This is a genomic window from Pseudoalteromonas sp. NH0006-46 (genome assembly GCF_057547735.1).
The window spans coordinates 52,624-70,898 of sequence record NZ_BAAJML010000004.1; the positions used below are offsets into that span (position 1 = coordinate 52,624).

At 39.4% G+C, this 18,275-nt stretch carries 19 protein-coding genes; 14 read left to right on the top strand and 5 right to left on the bottom strand.

Going from position 1 to position 18,275, the window contains the following annotated elements:
- The first annotated feature begins 224 nt into the window (after positions 1 to 224).
- The 7 genes from AC27I2_RS09925 to AC27I2_RS09955 all read left to right on the top strand — a co-directional run bounded on the left by AC27I2_RS09925 (position 225) and on the right by AC27I2_RS09955 (position 6,855).
- Positions 225 to 1,439 carry an acetate kinase gene (locus AC27I2_RS09925; RefSeq protein ID WP_058404432.1) on the top strand — a complete coding sequence of 405 codons (1,215 nt, stop codon included), beginning with the start codon at positions 225 to 227 and terminating at the stop codon, positions 1,437 to 1,439.
- A gap of 1 nt (position 1,440) precedes the next feature.
- Positions 1,441 to 3,594 carry a phosphate acetyltransferase gene (gene pta, locus AC27I2_RS09930; protein WP_487204175.1) on the top strand — a complete coding sequence of 718 codons (2,154 nt, stop codon included), beginning with the start codon at positions 1,441 to 1,443 and terminating at the stop codon, positions 3,592 to 3,594.
- A 212-nt stretch (positions 3,595 to 3,806) separates the two neighbouring features.
- Positions 3,807 to 4,193 (top strand): ACT domain-containing protein, encoded by a 387-nt coding sequence (locus AC27I2_RS09935; RefSeq protein WP_487204176.1) that lies wholly within the window; start codon positions 3,807 to 3,809, stop codon positions 4,191 to 4,193.
- Between the two features lie 3 nt (positions 4,194 to 4,196).
- Complete coding sequence (locus AC27I2_RS09940; protein WP_487204177.1) at positions 4,197 to 4,694, top strand: PTS glucose transporter subunit IIA; 498 nt, start codon at positions 4,197 to 4,199, stop codon at positions 4,692 to 4,694.
- 3 nt (positions 4,695 to 4,697) lie between these two features.
- Positions 4,698 to 5,042, top strand: a complete 345-nt coding sequence (locus tag AC27I2_RS09945) for an ArsC family reductase (protein WP_058404428.1) — start codon at positions 4,698 to 4,700, stop codon at positions 5,040 to 5,042.
- Positions 5,042 to 6,169 carry a succinyl-diaminopimelate desuccinylase gene (gene dapE / locus AC27I2_RS09950; protein WP_487204178.1) on the top strand — a complete coding sequence of 376 codons (1,128 nt, stop codon included), beginning with the start codon at positions 5,042 to 5,044 and terminating at the stop codon, positions 6,167 to 6,169. Before AC27I2_RS09945 ends, dapE begins: the two co-directional genes overlap by 1 nt.
- Positions 6,169 to 6,855 carry a M15 family metallopeptidase gene (locus AC27I2_RS09955; RefSeq protein WP_487204179.1) on the top strand — a complete coding sequence of 229 codons (687 nt, stop codon included), beginning with the start codon at positions 6,169 to 6,171 and terminating at the stop codon, positions 6,853 to 6,855. The genes dapE and AC27I2_RS09955 overlap by 1 nt, the downstream gene beginning before the upstream one ends.
- Positions 6,856 to 6,865: 10 nt before the next feature.
- Here the strand turns inward: AC27I2_RS09955 and AC27I2_RS09960 are convergent, their stop codons facing one another.
- Positions 6,866 to 7,735: a DMT family transporter gene (locus AC27I2_RS09960; RefSeq protein ID WP_487204180.1), complete on the bottom strand. Its 870-nt coding sequence runs from the start codon at positions 7,733 to 7,735 to the stop codon at positions 6,866 to 6,868.
- Between the two features lie 308 nt (positions 7,736 to 8,043).
- On the opposite strand from AC27I2_RS09960, the gene AC27I2_RS09965 reads away from it, so the two are divergent.
- Genes AC27I2_RS09965 through AC27I2_RS09980 form a run of 4 tightly spaced genes read left to right on the top strand, consistent with a single transcriptional unit; the run spans position 8,044 to position 10,953 of the window.
- Positions 8,044 to 9,408: a COG3014 family protein gene (locus tag AC27I2_RS09965; RefSeq protein ID WP_487204181.1), complete on the top strand. Its 1,365-nt coding sequence runs from the start codon at positions 8,044 to 8,046 to the stop codon at positions 9,406 to 9,408.
- Positions 9,409 to 9,416: 8 nt separating this feature from the next.
- Entirely contained in the window at positions 9,417 to 9,857 is a 441-nt protein-coding gene (locus AC27I2_RS09970; RefSeq protein ID WP_487204182.1) for a YcfL family putative periplasmic lipoprotein, read from the top strand.
- Positions 9,854 to 10,468: a penicillin-binding protein activator LpoB gene (gene lpoB / locus AC27I2_RS09975; protein ID WP_010557495.1), complete on the top strand. Its 615-nt coding sequence runs from the start codon at positions 9,854 to 9,856 to the stop codon at positions 10,466 to 10,468. The genes AC27I2_RS09970 and lpoB overlap by 4 nt, the downstream gene beginning before the upstream one ends.
- 17 nt (positions 10,469 to 10,485) lie before the next feature.
- A complete protein-coding gene (locus AC27I2_RS09980) occupies positions 10,486 to 10,953 on the top strand; it encodes an outer membrane lipoprotein (protein ID WP_487204183.1) in 468 nt (155 codons plus the stop codon).
- Between the two features lie 54 nt (positions 10,954 to 11,007).
- Here the strand turns inward: AC27I2_RS09980 and AC27I2_RS09985 are convergent, their stop codons facing one another.
- The gene (locus AC27I2_RS09985) at positions 11,008 to 12,225 is read right to left on the bottom strand and encodes a pyridoxal phosphate-dependent aminotransferase (protein ID WP_487204184.1); all 1,218 of its coding nucleotides are present in this window, start codon (positions 12,223 to 12,225) and stop codon (positions 11,008 to 11,010) included.
- Positions 12,226 to 12,391: 166 nt separating this feature from the next.
- Complete coding sequence (locus AC27I2_RS09990) at positions 12,392 to 12,736, bottom strand: Hpt domain-containing protein (RefSeq protein ID WP_058404420.1); 345 nt, start codon at positions 12,734 to 12,736, stop codon at positions 12,392 to 12,394.
- A 134-nt stretch (positions 12,737 to 12,870) separates the two neighbouring features.
- On the opposite strand from AC27I2_RS09990, the gene AC27I2_RS09995 reads away from it, so the two are divergent.
- Both AC27I2_RS09995 and AC27I2_RS10000 read left to right on the top strand, forming a co-directional pair.
- Positions 12,871 to 13,464, top strand: coding sequence for a tRNA-uridine aminocarboxypropyltransferase (locus AC27I2_RS09995; protein WP_487204185.1), 594 nt, complete (start codon positions 12,871 to 12,873; stop codon positions 13,462 to 13,464).
- 21 nt (positions 13,465 to 13,485) lie between these two features.
- Complete coding sequence (locus AC27I2_RS10000) at positions 13,486 to 14,271, top strand: CLCA_X family protein (RefSeq protein WP_487204186.1); 786 nt, start codon at positions 13,486 to 13,488, stop codon at positions 14,269 to 14,271.
- Between the two features lie 2 nt (positions 14,272 to 14,273).
- Here the strand turns inward: AC27I2_RS10000 and dcd are convergent, their stop codons facing one another.
- Positions 14,274 to 14,861, bottom strand: a complete 588-nt coding sequence (gene dcd, locus AC27I2_RS10005; protein ID WP_058404418.1) for a dCTP deaminase — start codon at positions 14,859 to 14,861, stop codon at positions 14,274 to 14,276.
- 5 nt (positions 14,862 to 14,866) lie between these two features.
- Positions 14,867 to 15,943 (bottom strand): iron-sulfur cluster carrier protein ApbC, encoded by a 1,077-nt coding sequence (gene apbC / locus AC27I2_RS10010; protein ID WP_487204187.1) that lies wholly within the window; start codon positions 15,941 to 15,943, stop codon positions 14,867 to 14,869.
- A gap of 187 nt (positions 15,944 to 16,130) precedes the next feature.
- Here apbC and metG point away from each other — a divergent pair, with 187 nt between their 5' ends.
- A complete protein-coding gene (gene metG, locus AC27I2_RS10015; protein ID WP_487204188.1) occupies positions 16,131 to 18,152 on the top strand; it encodes a methionine--tRNA ligase in 2,022 nt (673 codons plus the stop codon).
- Positions 18,153 to 18,275 lie beyond the last annotated feature (123 nt).

An 18,275-nucleotide genomic window follows, 5' to 3' on the forward strand; every position in this document is an offset into this window, starting at 1 on the left:
AACACAAATTCATATGGTTTCACTTAATCAGTAAAAGTGCTTAATTTTGCTGTTAAATTATGCAAAACACTAAACTAAATACAGCAGATGGTTTAAAATAAAAGCCTAAAGTAGCTTATTGATAGCCTTACTTAATAACCCACTTTAGCCGCTTTATTAATATATTAGTGTAACAAAATAGCTTAACGTTCACTGACTAAACTTTATTTATGGAAATCAAATCTATGCCTACACCTGCTCCTAAACCACAACATGTTTTAGTACTAAATTGTGGTAGCTCAAGTTTAAAATTTGCCATTATTGATGCAAACACCGGTAATGAAATAATATCTGGTTTAGCAGAACGTTTAGGTGCAGCAACTCCGTCGGTAAAGTATAAATTCAAGGGAGTTAAAACCCTCATTGATTTAACGCCGAATCAAGCTCATGCTGAGGCAATTGATACGTTAGTAACGTTAATAAAAGATCATAAACTAGATGAACAGCTAATCGCTGTGGGTCACCGTGTTGTTCATGGTGGTGAACATTTCACTAAATCAGTATTAATTAACGACAAAGTAATTGAAAGCATCACTCAAGCGGCTACGCTTGCACCGCTTCATGGGCATGCTAACTTACTGGGTATTTCGTCAGCGCAAGCCTCGTTTAAAGGCTTGCCTCAAATTGCCGTATTCGACACCGCTTTTCACCAAACAATGGACAAGGTCGCATACCTTTATGCTCTACCTTACAATTTATATACCGAGTTTGGTGTTAGACGCTATGGCTTTCACGGTACAAGCCATTTTTATGTTGCCGGCCAAACAGCAAAATTACTTAACCAACCTATTGAAAAAAGCAATTTTATAAGTGCTCATTTGGGTAATGGTTGCTCAGTATGTGCGATTAAAAATGGTAATAGTGTTGATACAAGTATGGGCCTAACCCCCCTTGAAGGGTTAGTAATGGGCACTCGCAGTGGCGATATTGACCCTGGCTTATTTAACTTTTTAACGACGCAACTTGATTATAGTGCGCAGCAAATAGATGACCTACTTAATCAAAAAAGTGGCTTATTAGGCATTAGCGAACTTTCTAACGATTGCCGTACCATTGAGGAAGCCGCTGTAGCAGGAAATGAACAAGCAACTCTAGCCTTAGATATGTTTTGCTATCGTTTATCTAAGCAAATTGCGTCGTACATGGTGCCTTTGCAGCGTCTTGATGCACTTATTTTCACCGGCGGTATTGGAGAAAACTCAGATATCATACGTAAAAAAGTGATCACTCAACTTGGCTTTTTAGGCATAGAATGTGACGCACAAGCAAACTTAGATGCTCGCTTTGGCCAACAAGGTGTGATCAGCACAGAACACTCTCGTATCAAAAGTGTTGTTATGCCAACAAATGAGGAATGGGTCATCGCCCTAGACTCTGCAAACATTGTTAAGGAGCTTTAATATGGCACACCGTATTATGTTGATACCGATTTCTACGGGAGTTGGGTTAACATCAGTTTCAGTTGGGCTTGTACGTGCATTAGAGCAAAAAGCAGTTAAAGTTAATTTTTTTAAACCTATTGCTCAACCACGTTCTGGCGAAACCGGTCCAGAAAAATCGACACAAATAATAAAACAAGGCTCCCCTATTGACCCACCAACCCCGTTTGCACTGGATTACGCAGAGCAAATGATTGGCGATGCAAAAGGCGACGACTTATTAGAAGAAATTGTTGAACGCTTCGAAAGTAAAATTAACGATGATGAAGTAGCCATTATTGAAGGCATGGTTCCTACTCGTAAACAGCCTTATGCAGGGCGTGTAAACCGTGAAATAGCGCAAACTTTAGGTGCAGATATTGTATTTGTATTAACGCCTGGTAACGACAATATTACTCAACTTGAAGATCGCCTTGAAATTGCTGCTGGTAACTATGGTGGAATTGACCACCCTCGTGTATTAGGTTGTATTTTTAATAAAGTAAATGCTCCGCTAGATGAAGAAGGCAGAGCACGCGCCGACTTAGTTGACTCTTACAAACCTGATGAAGTGGATAACGAACTAAACCGCTTAGCATCCCTACCAATTTTTAGAAAAAATCCATTCATGTTGCTTGGTGCAATACCATGGGATTTTGATTTAGTTGCCCCCCGAGTAAAAGATCTAAGTGCGTATTTAAAAGCCACAATTATTAACGAAGGTGACATGCTGCATCGACGCCTACGTCGTATTACATTTTGTGCACGCACAGTGTCTAATATTCTAAACCACTTCACACCTGGTGCATTATTAGTTACCCCAGGCGATCGCTCCGATATTTTAGTTGCTGCGTGTTTATCGGCAATGAATGGCACAAAAATTGGTGCAATATTGCTTACCGGTGGGTTTATGCCAGAACAGCGTATTATGGCGCTGTGCGAACAAGCGATGCAAACGGGCCTACCAATATTAGCGACAGAGGCCGATACATGGCGAACATCGTTGTTACTTCATAACTTTAATATGGAAGTGCCAAGCGATGATGACCAACGTATAGAAAAAGTGAAAAGCCACAATGCTGAATATATTGACTCAGATTGGCTGAACTCACTGGCTAAAAATGTGGGGAAAACACGTAAACTCTCACCACCTGCTTTCAGATACTTACTTACAGATAAAGCGCGTAAAGCAGGCAAAACGGTTGTTTTACCTGAAGGCAACGAACCTCGAACGATAAAAGCCGCGGCTATCTGTGGGCAACGCGGTATAGCAAAAACCATTTTATTAGGTGATCGCGAAGAAATAATGCGTATTGCTGAGCAACAAGGTATAGAGCTTAACGAAAATGTAAGTATTGTAGAACCAAGCAGCATCATCAATGATTATGTCGAGCCTATGGTCGAAATCCGAAAAAGCAAAGGTCTCACTACTGTTGTAGCGCGAGAACAATTACTTGATAACGTCGTACTAGGTACTATGATGCTTGAACAAGGTAAAGTCGACGGACTCGTTTCTGGCGCAGTTAACACTACGGCTAATACAATTCGACCACCACTGCAGCTCATCAAAACAGCGCCAGGTTCGTCGCTTGTGTCGTCGGTATTTTTTATGTTGTTACCTGATCAGGTTCTCGTTTACGGAGACTGTGCAATAAACCCAGATCCAAATGCTGAACAACTCGCTGACATTGCTATTCAATCAGCTGATTCAGCTGCCGCGTTTGGTATAGAGCCACGTGTAGCCATGATTAGCTATAGCACAGGTACTTCAGGTACAGGTGCAGACGTAGAAAAAGTGCGCGAAGCAACTAAAATAGCACAACAAAAACGTCCCGATTTAATTATTGATGGTCCCCTTCAATACGATGCTGCAATTATGGAAAACGTTGCGCTTAAAAAAGCACCTAACAGCCCTGTTGCTGGTAAGGCAACAGTGTTTATTTTTCCTGATTTAAATACCGGTAATACTACATATAAAGCCGTACAAAGAAGTGCAGATCTAATTAGTATTGGTCCAATGCTTCAAGGCATGCGTAAACCAGTGAACGATTTAAGCAGAGGCGCATTAGTTGATGATATTGTGTACACAATTGCATTAACAGCTATTCAAGCAGCACAAGTAGAAGCCCTTAATTAAACGCTTTAATAAACATGTGCTTTTTATAGCCTAGCTAATTTCTAATTATAAATTAGTTAGTTAGGCTATTTATACCTCTCAACCCCCATAGTTATCCACAGAAATTGTGGGTAAGTTTTTTTAGTCTACATTTTGCAACCTAGTTACCGCTTTAATTTAGCTTTAATAATCTATACTATTAATAAATCCTCTTTGCTGTTCGCAGGTTTTTAATGTCAAAACAAACATTACAATTACACAGCACCATTTTATCTATACATAGTTTAGATATAGATGCAGATATTCCTGCGGCTTTGTTAAAACTTCCGATGTTTTTTATCTCAAAAACTCATGACGAACTATCAATTGTATGCCCCAGCAATTTTGAATTACAAAGTCTAGATACGGAATCTAATTGGCAAGCACTTGAGGTAATTGGCCCTTTGGGGTTTTCCTTAACGGGGATTATGGCAAATATTTCTGGTGTGTTAGCAAAGGCAAAAATATCTATTTTTTCTCTTTCAACTTACGACACTGATTATATTTTAGTGAAAAAACAAACTGCGAAAGAAGCGATTAAAGCACTCCAAAAAGATGGCTATAATGTGGTAACAAACTAATTTATGAAAGCACTACCAATAGAACTAATTGCACAAAATAAAATACCCCGAGACGCCATTAATATCACCAGTCCTTTTACGGGAAAGGTAATAGAATTGAGTAACCACCCAGAGCCTTTGTTCAGTTTTGGTACCCTTGGCCCAGGCGTCATGGTGCAAACAACAAGTCATAAAATATTAGCGCCTTTTGATGGGGTTTTACTACAGGTTAAAAACGCGGGGTCTGAGTTTATTTTACAGGCTAAAAATGGGTTGAAGATACTGATTAACCTAACTTTACCGAAATCTGCAGCAATTACACATACCCATATAGCCCAGTTAAATGGCAGCCAAGTATTTAAAGGTCAACGACTAGCATATTTTGACTTAAGAGAATTAGACTCCCCTCTGCTGGGAAGTTTAATTTTACTTAATGGTCACAACCTAGGTACATTTCATCAATCACACCTGCAAGTAAAGGCAGGCGAAGACACTCTATTAACTATCATTAAAAAGAAGTAACTTATGATCACTCTTTACGGAATTAGTAACTGCGACACAATTAAAAAAGCTAAAAAATACCTTACAGATAATAATATTGAGTTTACCTTTCACGATTACCGTAAAGAAGGGGTTAATACACAAATGGTCGCGGAATTTGCTGATAAATTAGATTGGGAACAACTAGTTAATAAACGCGGAACTACATACAGAGCACTCAGTGACGAACAAAAGCAAAATTTAACTAAGCAAAATGCCATTGAATTATTAGTTGAACAGCCCGCCATGATAAAGCGACCAGTATTAGTGAATGGCACTGACTTTCATTTAGGCTTTAAAGCCGCGCAATACGATGAGATTTTTAAATAATGAATGAAGTAATTGCACTTGCACAAGCTTTGATACAGCGTGAATCTGTCACTCCAGAGGATGCTGGCTGTCAACAAATGATGAATGAACGGCTTGAAGCGATAGGCTTTAATATAGAGTCACTATTTTTTACTGATACATTAAATACTTGGGCTCGCAAAGGCGACCAGTCGCCGCATTTTTGTTTTGCTGGCCACACAGATGTAGTGCCTACTGGACCCGCAAAAAACTGGCAGCACCCACCATTTTCTGGATTGATAGAAAATGGTTTATTGCATGGTCGGGGAGCTGCCGACATGAAAGGCTCCCTTGCTGCCATGATTGTAGCTACTGAGCGTTTTGTAACTAAGCACCCCAACCACAAAGGATCAATTTCTTTTTTGATCACTTCTGATGAAGAAGGTCCATTTATAAATGGAACCACCCGAGTTATTGATACACTTGAAGCTCGCGGCGAAAAGATTGATATGTGTTTGGTTGGCGAACCCTCATCTCGGGATGTATTAGGTGATGTAGTTAAAAATGGCCGACGCGGCTCGCTTACCGGATTTTTAAAAGTTAAAGGAATTCAAGGACACGTTGCCTACCCTCATTTAGCTCAAAATCCGATTCACTTGGCCACTGAAGCATTAACCGAACTTAGCCAAACCCAGTGGGACAATGGAAATGAGTTTTTTCCGGCAACCAGCTTTCAAATATCAAATATTAATGGAGGTACCGGCGCAGGTAATGTGATCCCTGGTGAGCTAGACGTGCAATTTAATTTTAGATTTAGTACCGAAGTCACACATCAACAATTACAACAGCGTGTAATAGACATATTACAAAAACACAAATTAAACTACGAGTTAAGCTGGATTGTGAATGGCCTTCCATTCATCACTGAACACGGCCCTCTAGTCGATGCAACGGTTAACGCAATTAAGTCTGTAACAGGGTCACCAACCAATCTAGAAACGACGGGAGGTACATCTGATGGGCGCTTTATTGCACAAACGGGTGCTAAAGTTATAGAGCTTGGGCCTCGTAATGCCACCATTCACAAAGTTGATGAATGCGTAAGTACAGATGACTTAATTAAACTCACCGACATTTACGAGCAAATCCTTGAGCAATTGTTAACCTAATGACTGATTTACAATTACCCACAATAGCGTGTATCACAGGCCAAAGTGATGCACATTTAACTAACATCCAAAGCCATCGTTTACATAGCGCTATTATTGAAGATTTTTTCGCGCTACAAAACGCAGCTAAACAAGCCGGGTTTGATTTAACTATTGCATCAAGTTTTAGAGATTTTGAACGCCAGTCGCTAATCTGGAATAACAAATTTTCTGGACAAAAGCCTGTTTATAATTCGCAACAAGACGTTGTTGATTTAACGCAATTAAGCGATATTGAAAAATGTATAGCCATTATGCGTTATTCAGCACTGCCTGGCGCAAGTAGGCATCATTTAGGTACTGACTTTGATGTATATGATAAAAGTGCCGTTACTCATGATTATCAACTGCAATTATCACCCCATGAATATGAACAAACTGGCCCCTTTGCACCGTTAAGTGATTGGCTAAGCGCACACCTTCATGAATTTGGATTTTATCGGCCTTATCGCGAAGACTTAAACGGAGTAGCGCCTGAACTTTGGCATATTAGTCACATTAAGCAATCGCAATTACTAGTGACCCAACTAACTGAAAGTGCTTTACATGCATGTATTAAAAGCAGTGATCTACTTGGTAAAAATGCCTTATTAGCGCACTTACCTGCACTTTATAAGCGCTTTGTGACTAACGTAAGTCCACCATAAAAAGAAGGAGCTACTCCTTCTTTTTATTTAAAATAAATACCAGTACCGCTGTTAAAATAAGTAAACTTGCACTAATAAATTCAAGTGTTAATTGCTCTTGCAAAAAAATAACGCCAGCAACCGCTGCAATTATGGGCACACACAACTGTACAACCGCAGCTTGAGTGCTTTTAAGTAATGGAATTGCAACGTACCAAATACTATAACCAATGCCAGATGCTATTGCGCCAGAGGCGCAAGCAAGTATAACACCTTGTATTGTCAGCGAATTAAAATAACTCATACTAACAAGCAATAAAATGGGGAGCGCTACCAAACTTCTTACAAAGTTAAATCCTGTAGTTCGCAGTGGTGAAACACAGACCTTGCCACGAATACTATATACACCCCAAGCTACACCACTCAAAGCCATTAATCCTGCTCCTATCAGAGAAGGCACTGCGGCTGAGGGCAACATTAAATATACAAAACCTGCTACAGCTACAAAAAAAGCAGCCCACTGCACACCGCTCAATCGCTCTTTGTTGTAGATACCCCAACCAATCATAGTAAGTTGTACCGCTGAAAATAAAATAAGTGCCCCTGTGCCGGTATCTAGCTCAACGTAGGCCACCGAAAAACATACAGCATAAACCAGTAAACTAATACTACTTCGCCAACTGCCGGTATCACTTAAAATTGCATCATTAAATAACCCTTTACGTTTTTGGTTATAAGTGGTGACACTCATGATGATACCTAAACACGCGGCTCCGCTTAACAAACGAATGATGGTAAAGTTGTAGGGATCTATATCCCCTTCAGCTAATGCCATTCGGCAAAATAATGAATTTGCGGCAAATGCTATTAAAGCAATTAATGTATATACAGCTGCTTTCAAAATAATCCTTTTTAACCTAAATCAGGTTAATAATTAATTTTTTTTAAAGGTGAGTAGTTAAATAACTAAAACTGCTATAAAAGTAAGTTATTTATACAGCATAAGGCAAAGTGTGCAAAAACTTTCAACTCATTAAGACCTTAACTTTTCGCTGAATCTTTCACACATTACTAAATTCACGCCTTATTCATATAAAAAATGCTTATTTACTTTGAGGATGAAATAGCTCTACGTTTTTTTACAATGTTTCACACTCTTGCATAAAAAGAGTGTGTTAACCTACTTTGGTAGATTAAAAGGAGTGCTGTGTGCGCAGAAGTATAATTTTTAGCGTTTGTTTTATTTTGAGCGGCTGTAGCTCGATGGGTTTTAATGACCTATTTAATGATTACGCCACACAAATGACGCCTGTGCGAAATGCAATTGAAAATAGTAACTTAGAACAAGCTAAAACGTTAATTGCTAACAATACCACTATGCACAGTAGTTATTTGCTTAACCAACTTGAACAAGCGCGTATCAACGACCTTGCTAATTCAGCTGACGACGCTCAAAGCAAATTCGAAAACGTATATGCCCAAATGCAAACTAAACGTCAGGCAGCAAAAATTCAGCTAAGTGCCGGGCTTGAACAAAGTAATGCGTTATTTACGAATGACTCGGCAATTACCTATGTTCCACCAGCGTATGAAATGAGTATGCTTCATAGCTATAAAGCGCTTAACTACGTTTATAAAAATGATATTGAGGGCGCATTAGTAGAAGTACGCCGTGCAAATAAAGTGCAGGCAGATGAGCTTATCAGTAATCAGTCAGAAATTGATTCAGAAGAAAACGAAGCACAGCAGCACTACCCAAGCATGGATAATGTAACAAGAGACGTAAAAAATGGCTTTCAAAACGCCTACACATTTTACTTATCCGCTTTACTTTATCAAACTGCAAAACAATTTGACGACGCCTACATAGACTACAAAAAAGCGTTAGCGATACAACCAAATAATAAATACTTACAGCAGGATGTAATTCGCCTAGCTAAAAAACAAGGGTTTCAGCAAGAGTTTGACGAATTTAAACAACGCTTTGGCGAACCCACCACTTTAAAGTCTTCCCATGGTGAAGTAGTTGTATTACTTGAGCAAGGTTTGGTACCTAAACAAACCGAATTTAAATTAAGACTACCGATTGATACAAGTCGAGGTGATGTTCGTTTTTATAGTCTTGCAATGCCGGTATATAAAGATAGTGCTTACATTAGCGCGATACAAAATGTGAGTATTGCTGGGCAAAACGTCGCATTATCACCGTTAGTGTATTTAGAAGCCCTTGCTGCCAAAACGCTTGAACAAGAAATACCAGGCAAAATTACACGCCAAGTATTACGGCTTATAACGAAAGAAAAAGTCCGCGCTGAGCTTGCGCGTAGTGCTGGTGATGTAGGAAATATATTAGCTAATATATACAATTTAGCGTCAGAGCAAGCCGACACCCGAAGTTGGCTTACATTACCAAATCAAATTGCTGTGGCACGTAAAAGTCTCACAGCAGGTGAACATTCATTAAATATTGGCAATCAACCGCCAATTAATTTTACCGTTAGTAAGCAAGGGTTAACCTTAATTTACCTAACCTCTATTAACAACTATTTTAACTACCATGTAGTTCAACTCTAGGAGTTACCATGAAATACATAGTGCCAATGTGTGCCGTATTACTGCTAAGTGCTTGTGCAACACAGCCTGTAACATCAGGTATATCGGTTGAACAAACTAAAGGAAATTTTAATGATCAACTTAGAGTGGATAACCCTGACTTAGGTGAAAAACTTGCCATTACCGACGTTAAAACGCGTCAAACAAATCAGTTAACTGATGTGGTGGTTACCCTCTCGAGCCAATATAAAAAATCACAATATTTACAGTATCAATTTAAATGGTTTGATAAAGACGGATTTGTAATTAAAGGAAATCATTCACCCTGGCAACCATTAACTTTATTTGGTTTTGCTAAAACACAATTACCTGGCCTAGCGCCAAGCTCTGATGCAGTGACATTTTCACTAGCAGTCAGAAAAGTATCAACTCAGTCTCAAGAATTTAAAGATCAAAGGAAAGTACTATGAACACCACATTTAAAACAGCATCCACCTACGCATTAGTCGGGCTCAGCGCATTGATATTAAGCGGCTGTGCAAACAAAGCTGTAGTCAGTTATGGTGACGCTCAAGCAGTTGAAACAACGGATATTAATTTTGGTTCTACTGATTTACAAAAAGTTGCCAGCCAAATGACCGACTCACTACTCAGTTCGCCAGTGGTAGGAAGCATGACCCAAAACAACCGTCCGGTTGTATTTGTTGAGCGCATAAAAAACAAAACCAGTGAACATATTGATACAGAGTCAATCACTGATTCTATTTCAACACAAATGCTACGCAGCGGTAAATTCCGTTTTGTTGACATGACACGCGTAGAAGCTGTTCGTGAACAGCTTACCTTTCAAAATGAAGATGCATTAGTTAATCCTGCAACAGCGGTCGCTTTTGGACAACAAATTGGTGCGCAGTACATGTTGTATGGCAACCTCTCAAGCATAGTAAAAACAAATGCTGATAAATCAGATGTATATTATAAATTTACAATGCGCCTAATGGATATGAAAAGCGGCCTAATCGAGTGGGCAGACGAAACTGAGATTCGTAAAACTAAAGAAAAATCAACGTTTGGGTGGTAAGCCGACAGGAGTAAGTTATGAAAGCAATTGCTGTAATTATGTGCGTTTTACTTACATTAAGTGCGCCCTCTTTTGCTAAATACGAGCGAAATAAAGCCGTGGCAGTTCAAAAAGTTCTATTTGGTGACATCAAATCAGTACGAAATATCACCGAGCAAGAACTCATACAAGACAAAAAGAATGGTTGGAAAACGTTTGGTGGCGCCCTTGTTGGTGGTGTTATTGGCAATCAGTTTGGTGGTGGCAGCGGTCGTGCTGTAGCCACAATTTTAGGTTCAGTTATTGGTGGAAGCGTTGCTAACAACAGTCAGCAAGGTAGCTATTATATACAAACTCAGTTAGTTGAATTACTCATTCAGGTAGAAAATGGCGAGCAATTTATGGTGGTTCAAGACCAAGACCAAGGTATGCGATTTCACAGAGGTGATAACGTGAGACTCGTTTATTTAGGTGACAACACAGTAAGAGTCGATAAAGCATATTAATAACTCGCCTTTAAAAACAAAAACGAGCCAACAGGCTCGTTTTTTTATAAAGTTTTATAACTGGCGATAATCTTTAAAGAAACGTTGCATTTTTTGCATTGCGTCAGTTAAGTCATCTTTATTGGGTAAAAAAACCAGCCTAAAATGATCAGGCTCTGGCCAATTAAACGCCCGCCCATGCACTAACAATATTTTTTCGGCTTTTAGCAAATCAAACATCATTTGCTCATCGTTTTTCACATTAAAATGGGCAGTATCTACTTTAGCAAAAGCATATAAAGCCCCTTTTGGCTTTTTACAGCTAATGCCTTCAATTGCATTTAAACCACGCCATGCAATGTCACGTTGTTCGTACAACCGCCCGCCCGGGTTAATTAAGTTATCAATTGATTGCACACCACCCAATGCCTGCTGAATAGCATATTGAGCAGGCACGTTGGCACATAAACGCATTGACGAAAGTATATCTAGCCCTTTACTTAAATCGTCCATGGCTGAAGTTTTGCCACTTAAAACCATCCAGCCCATTCTTAGCCCAGCAGCACGATAAGTTTTAGCTAAACCGTTAAAAGTAATCATTGGCACATCATCACACAATGAAGCAATTGAAGTGTGAGTAACGCCATCGTATAAAATCTTTTCGTAAATTTCGTCACTTAACAGGAGTAATTTATGCTCTCGCGCAACATCTATTAATTGCTTAAGCAGGTCATCACTGTATACCGCACCGGTCGGATTGTTAGGGTTAATTAACACCAAGGCTTTAGTTTTAGAGGTGATTTTACTTTTTATGTCATCTATATCAGGAAACCAATCTTGCTCTTCATCACACAAATAATGAACAGGGTTGCCACCCGCTAACTTAACAGACGCAGTCCACAACGGGTAATCAGGCGCAGGGATGAGCACTTCATCATCGTTATTAAGTAAGGCTTGGGTGATCATTTGGATTAGCTCACTCACTCCATTACCAATGTAAATGTTGTCTACATCTAAATTGTTCAATCCACGTTGTTGATAATGCTGATAGATAGCCACTCGGGCTGAGTAAAGTCCTTTAGAGTCACAGTAACCTTGGGCTGAATACAAGTTACGGATGATATCGCGATGCATATCTTCGGGCATATCAAAGCCAAAAGCAGCCGGATTACCAATGTTTAATTTTAAGACTTTTTGACCATCGTCTTCCATTTTCTTAGCTTGAGCTAAAACAGGACCACGAATGTCATAACACACGCCTTCTAATTTATGACTCTTTTTTATATCTGACATTTTACCTCTACTCGCTGGCGCCTGATGACCTTTGTAAGTTAATTTGATATTAGCAAGGTCTAATTTATCTTAATGATAAAAGCCCCCGGTAACCTGTTAGACTAACCGAGTAAATATAAAACACCAGCAAATTTAACAGCTTAAAACTGAAATTAATTCACGTTTGTTATTGAGCATCTAGCCACTGTTTAAATTCAGATTGAGAACCCTCTACCTGCGGCATTAAGCTTGCACATGCGTCCATTGCTTTGTCTAAATCGTCATCAACTAAACTTAGCTCAATAGTGCGCGAAACCTCAGCAAGACTCGATGCTCCAAACTGTGCTGCATTTGATTTTAAACTATGAGAATGACGAATCGCGGCTTCTTTATCTTTGCCAATTGTTGCCACAACTTCTGAACCTAAACGCTCAAACTCTGCACAGCAAAAGTCGAGCGTATCAGCAAACTGCTCTCCGAGTAACGATTTCATGTTTTCTAATGCTGATGTGTCTATGGTAATGTCTGCCATAATTTAAGTCCTCAAACTATCCATAAGTATTCTGATTGTAATAACTACTTTATATTGATAAACAAAAAAAACCAACTTAATTGCCCGTACAAATGTATAATTAATGGGTTAATAACGTTATGAAAGTTTTTAAAATGGCACGCACTCTTTGTAATCACTGTAATTTTGCTCTCAACACCTGCGTATGCAGCGCTGTCAAAATCATACCTAATAAAGTTAAAGTTGTTATTCTGCAACACCCTAGCGAAGAAAAAATAGCCAAAAACACCGCAAAACTACTTAACTTAAGTTTGACTAATTGCTCAATAATAAAAGGTGAAAACAGCCATGACTTTAAGGCTTTAAATAACCTGCCAAAAGAATCAACAGGTCTGCTTTACCCTAACGATGACGCCACCTATTTAGATGAGCCGAACTTCACAACTAACAACTATATTACCCATTTAATTGTTATTGATGGTACATGGAATAAAGCTTATAAAATTTTGCAGCTCACTCCCATACTTAGCCAGTTTAAAACCATCAGTTTTAAACAAGTACCTAAAAATCGTTACACTATTCGTAAAGCGCCTCGTGCCGACAGCCTTTCAACGCTTGAAGCCGTTGCACATAGCTTAACCCTCATTGAGCAATTAAACCCAGAGCCTTTATTTGCACTACTAGAAGAATTAATAAATAAACAGACCCAACACATGCCCGAGCACGTAAAAGCACGTTACTTAACTTAAATTTAGTTTTTCATAAAACAGATGCGACATTACCCAAATAGATTAAAACGAGGATTTACTCGCCAAGGCCCTGATTATCGCTTTGATGACCAAGTTGATTTTAGCGATATAAGAACCACATTTGGGTTCAGATCAATGGTGGTTGGTAAATGGGTCACTAAAGAAGAGCATTTTATTAGTGCTAATTTAATTTATGATGCCCTAGCCGACCTTGCGCAAATACTGCACCTACCACCTAAAGCGATTGGCCTACGCGGCAAGTTAAACTTTGCATTTGGCCACGGTGGCCAAAAAGGAGTTCAAGCTCATTATAATGCTGGCAGTCAAACACTGGCGCTTGCAAAAAATGCAGGGGGCGGAGCATTGGCCCATGAGTGGTTTCACGCGTTTGATCATCACATTAGTGAGCATTTATTTAAAGCAAAGCCACGCTATGGCTTTGCATCAAAACTTTGGCTTTCTAACACGCCAAATTTATCGCACCCACTTAATGACGCGCTGAACAGTTTTTATAAAGAAGTATTTTTAGATGAAAATGGCGAAAATGCCAATGAATTTGTGCAAGCATGTATTAAACACGACAATACGCATAATATGAATTATATGAGTATGCCTGAAGAAATTGCCGCTCGATGTTTTGAAGCCTGTATATCTGCAAACCCCCACATAAAAAATAGTTTTTTAGTGGGCGGCTTACAAACAAGTAATTTAATATACCCACCAACGCAGCACATAGCCAAAGCGGGTAAGGCGCTTAACCATTATTTTGAACTATTAGGTTATGCGCTTCACAATAAACACGATTAAATTTAGCTGTTATCGTCGCTTATGCGACTCGCTACTGCACTACTTTGATCTTTGTATTTAGCATCTTTACGAATATTGTAAGGGTTTTCACAAGGCCCTGAGAGCATTTCGAAACTCATGGCACCAATTTTCATCATTGGGCGCAATGCTAAAGGTAGTTTTCCTGAGTTGTAAAACTCCAATACAATATTACCACTCCAGCCGGGATCAATTCGGTGAGCTGTTACATGCACCATTAAACCCAAACGAGCAAGCGATGAACGCCCATCTAACCAACCTACAATGTCAGCAGGTAAGGTTACTTTTTCATGAGTAATGGCCAATGCAAGTTCACCCGGGTGTAAAAAAAAGGCTTCTCCATCAGCAAGCTCAATCTCTTCACTCATAATTGATTCCATGGCCTTATTTAACTGATCCTTTGGGCCACTCAAATCTACATAAGCCGCATTGTGGGCATTAAACGTTCTAAACTTATTACCAAGGCGCAAATCAGCTGTCACACCCGATATCATCTCACTGCTTGGAGCAGGCTCTATTACAATACGGCCATCTTGTAAGTGTTCTTTTATATGTGTGTCTGAAAGTCTCATGCTTTTTAATCTTCCGAAATCACAATTTCAATACTATTGTGATGCTGTTGATAATATAGCGTGCTGGCTATTAGCCTAGCTGCTGCGCTGTATGTTTTGCTTATTGCCGCATTGTTATCGTTAGCAATAAGTTTTCCCTGCTCAGAGTACTCTCTTATATCTATAGCTAGGGGAATGTGGCTTAAAACGGGAACGCCATGCTTATGCGCCAATTTTTGTGCGCCTTCTTTGCCAAATACATGGTTTGCCTCACCGCAATGGCTACAAATGTAATGGCTCATGTTTTCTATTAAACCAAGTACGGGTACGTTCACTTTATTAAACATAGCAATACCCTTTTGCGCATCTGCTAGCGCTAAATCTTGGGGTGTAGTCACAATTACAGTCCCACTGGCAGGCACTTTTTGGCTCATAGTAAGTTGTATATCACCTGTACCAGGAGGCATATCTACAATTAAATAATCAAGCTCTCCCCAGTCAGTTTCGTTCAGTAATTGGCTGAGTGCACCGGATGCCATTGGACCTCGCCATACTGTTGCATCATCGCTTGGCACTAAAAAACCAATAGATTGGGCTTTAATGCCATTGGCATCAAACGGTTGTAATTGTTTGTTATCTTTTGTTTTTGGCTCAGCACCAACAAGACCCAATAACATAGGTATCGAAGGACCATAAATATCAGCATCTAAAATACCTACTTTTGCTCCCTCAGCTTTTAATGCACCCGCTAAGTTAACAGCTGTAGTCGATTTACCTACCCCACCTTTTCCTGAGGCAATAAGTACAATATGTTTAATCTCTTTAAACTTTGCAGGCTCTTTAATATCGACCTTTGACTTTATCGATACTGCAATATTGAGTGCATCACTCATATGTAGTTCAACAAGGGGCATTTCTGATTGCGCGGCAAAAGGCAAGCTAAGAGTGATTTGTAGTGATTTATCGTCGTTTTCATAAATTGAGTCAATAAATTTTTCGCCAATTCCTATGGCAAAAGCCGCACTACGATAAGCCGCTAAAGCGGCAATAATCGGTTGTTTTTGCACCGATTTAGAAGAGAAAAGTTTTGACAGTCCAAACATAGCAATTAAATAGCGTTTCTTTGATGAAAAGTGCCTCGGAATTATGTAACATTCAGGTCATTAACACCAGTCAATTAATAAAAATCCATGAGCAGTGTGTGCGCACAGCCACCTACTTATAGATAAATTAATGATAACAGCCGTTTGAATAGTAAAAACGGTAGCTTATCCTCAATTCGGAATGATTATGGCACAGCGAAAGATCCTGATTACCAGCGCATTACCTTATGCAAATGGCCCAACACACTTAGGTCATTTATTGGAATATATTCAAACTGATATTTGGTCACGTTTTCAAAAACTACAAGGCCATGAAACCTATTACGTTTGCGCAGACGATGCCCACGGCACACCAATAATGCTAAATGCGCAAAAGCAAGGGATCACACCTGAAGAAATGGTAGAAAATGTGAGCATTGAACGCCAGCGCGACTTTGCCGACTTCAACATTAAGTTTGATAATTATCACAGCACGCACAGCCAAGAAAATAAAGAGTTTAGTGAGCTAATTTATAACCGTTTAAATGAGGCGGGCCATATTAAAAAGCACACTATTTCACAACTATTTGATCCAGAAAAAGGGATATTTTTACCCGACCGTTTTGTAACAGGCACTTGCCCTACGTGTAAGTCTGAAAACCAAAATGGCGACAGCTGTGATTCATGTGGCGCAACTTACAGCCCAACAGAGCTTATTAACCCGCGTTCAGTTATGTCGGGTGCTGAGCCTATTTTAAAAGATTCAGAGCATTACTTTTTTGACTTACCAGCATTCGAAGGCATGCTTAAAGAGTGGTTACACTCAGGTACTATTCAACAAGAGATGGCTAACAAACTAGATGAATGGTTTACTGACGGTTTACAACAATGGGATATTAGCCGCGACGCACCTTATTTTGGTTTCGAGATTCCAAACGCACCGGGTAAATACTTCTACGTATGGCTAGACGCGCCTATTGGTTACATGGCCAGTTTTAAAAACCTGTGTGATAAAAAAGGTATTGATTTTGACGCATTTTGGGCTGAAGGCTCAGACGCTGAGCTTTACCACTTTATTGGCAAAGATATTATTTATTTCCACAGTTTATTTTGGCCTGCAATGCTAGAAGGCGCTAACTTTAGAAAGCCGACCAACGTATTTGCACACGGTTTTGTTACTGTAAATGGCGAAAAAATGTCTAAGTCTAAGGGTACGTTTATTAAAGCACGTACTTATCTAGATAACCTAAACCCAGAGTATCTTCGTTATTACTACGCAGCTAAATTAAACAGCGGCATTATTGATCTTGATTTAAACCTAGAAGACTTTGCACAACGTGTAAATTCAGACCTAGTTGGTAAAGTAGTAAACATAGCGAGTCGCTGTGCTGGCTTTATTACTAAAAAGTTTGATGGCAAGCTAAGTAGCACTATTATGCAGCCAGAGTTACTTGAAGAGTTTCAGGCAGCGGCTCCAAGCATTACTGCTCATTATGAAAACCGTGAATACAGCCGTGCTATTCGTGAAATTATGGCTTTGGCTGACAAAGCGAACCAATTTATTGATGGCGCAGCACCTTGGGTACTCATTAAAGACGAAACTAAGCAACAAGAAGCGCATGATGTATGTTCGCTTGGTCTTAACTTGTTCCGTGTTTTAATTACCTACTTAAAGCCAGTACTACCAGCCATGGCCGAAAACGTAGAAGCGTTTTTAAACGATGACTTAGCTTGGAATGCAGTGCAAACACCACTAGTAAACCACTCTATTAATAAATTTAAACCGTTAATGCAACGCGTAGAAATGGACAAAGTAAACAAAATGGTTGAAGAATCAAAAGAAAGCCTAGCGCCACAAACTACAATTGATCCAAATAGTCCACTTGCAAAAGAGCCTATAAGCGAAGAGATTGAATTTGATGACTTTGCAAAAGTAGACTTACGCGTAGCTAAAATTGCAAAGGCAGAGCACGTTGAAGGCGCAGATAAACTACTTAAGCTAACACTTGATTTAGGCGGTGAAACGCGCCAAGTGTTTGCTGGTATTAAATCAGCTTACGCACCTGAAGATATCGAAGGTAAACTAACTGTTATGGTAGCAAACCTTAAGCCTCGTAAAATGCGCTTTGGTATGTCTGAAGGCATGGTATTAGCAGCAGGACCCGGCGGCAAAGAAATCTATATTCTTAACCCTGACGACGGCTCAGAGCCAGGTATGCGTGTAATGTAAACTTACACTTATGAATAAAAAAACCGCTGATTTACAGCGGTTTTTTTGTATTATTGATACTCCGTTTGCGACTCTTATCGATTTTTTGTACCATCTGTCAATTAATAGTAAAAAAGTAACACA

What these genes read in the sequence shown, in the direction of transcription:
- AC27I2_RS09925 (WP_058404432.1), top strand. Translation starts at nt 225, where the DNA reads ATGCCTACACCTGCTCCTAAACCACAACATGTTTTAGTACTAAATTGT.
- pta (WP_487204175.1), top strand. Translation starts at nt 1,441, where the DNA reads ATGGCACACCGTATTATGTTGATACCGATTTCTACGGGAGTTGGGTTA.
- AC27I2_RS09935 (WP_487204176.1), top strand. Translation starts at nt 3,807, where the DNA reads ATGTCAAAACAAACATTACAATTACACAGCACCATTTTATCTATACAT.
- AC27I2_RS09940 (WP_487204177.1), top strand. Translation starts at nt 4,197, where the DNA reads ATGAAAGCACTACCAATAGAACTAATTGCACAAAATAAAATACCCCGA.
- AC27I2_RS09945 (WP_058404428.1), top strand. Translation starts at nt 4,698, where the DNA reads ATGATCACTCTTTACGGAATTAGTAACTGCGACACAATTAAAAAAGCT.
- dapE (WP_487204178.1), top strand. Translation starts at nt 5,042, where the DNA reads ATGAATGAAGTAATTGCACTTGCACAAGCTTTGATACAGCGTGAATCT.
- AC27I2_RS09955 (WP_487204179.1), top strand. Translation starts at nt 6,169, where the DNA reads ATGACTGATTTACAATTACCCACAATAGCGTGTATCACAGGCCAAAGT.
- AC27I2_RS09970 (WP_487204182.1), top strand. Translation starts at nt 9,417, where the DNA reads ATGAAATACATAGTGCCAATGTGTGCCGTATTACTGCTAAGTGCTTGT.
- lpoB (WP_010557495.1), top strand. Translation starts at nt 9,854, where the DNA reads ATGAACACCACATTTAAAACAGCATCCACCTACGCATTAGTCGGGCTC.
- AC27I2_RS09980 (WP_487204183.1), top strand. Translation starts at nt 10,486, where the DNA reads ATGAAAGCAATTGCTGTAATTATGTGCGTTTTACTTACATTAAGTGCG.
- AC27I2_RS09985 (WP_487204184.1), bottom strand. Translation starts at nt 12,225, where the DNA reads ATGTCAGATATAAAAAAGAGTCATAAATTAGAAGGCGTGTGTTATGAC.
- AC27I2_RS09990 (WP_058404420.1), bottom strand. Translation starts at nt 12,736, where the DNA reads ATGGCAGACATTACCATAGACACATCAGCATTAGAAAACATGAAATCG.
- AC27I2_RS09995 (WP_487204185.1), top strand. Translation starts at nt 12,871, where the DNA reads ATGGCACGCACTCTTTGTAATCACTGTAATTTTGCTCTCAACACCTGC.
- AC27I2_RS10000 (WP_487204186.1), top strand. Translation starts at nt 13,486, where the DNA reads ATGCGACATTACCCAAATAGATTAAAACGAGGATTTACTCGCCAAGGC.
- dcd (WP_058404418.1), bottom strand. Translation starts at nt 14,861, where the DNA reads ATGAGACTTTCAGACACACATATAAAAGAACACTTACAAGATGGCCGT.
- apbC (WP_487204187.1), bottom strand. Translation starts at nt 15,943, where the DNA reads ATGTTTGGACTGTCAAAACTTTTCTCTTCTAAATCGGTGCAAAAACAA.
- metG (WP_487204188.1), top strand. Translation starts at nt 16,131, where the DNA reads ATGGCACAGCGAAAGATCCTGATTACCAGCGCATTACCTTATGCAAAT.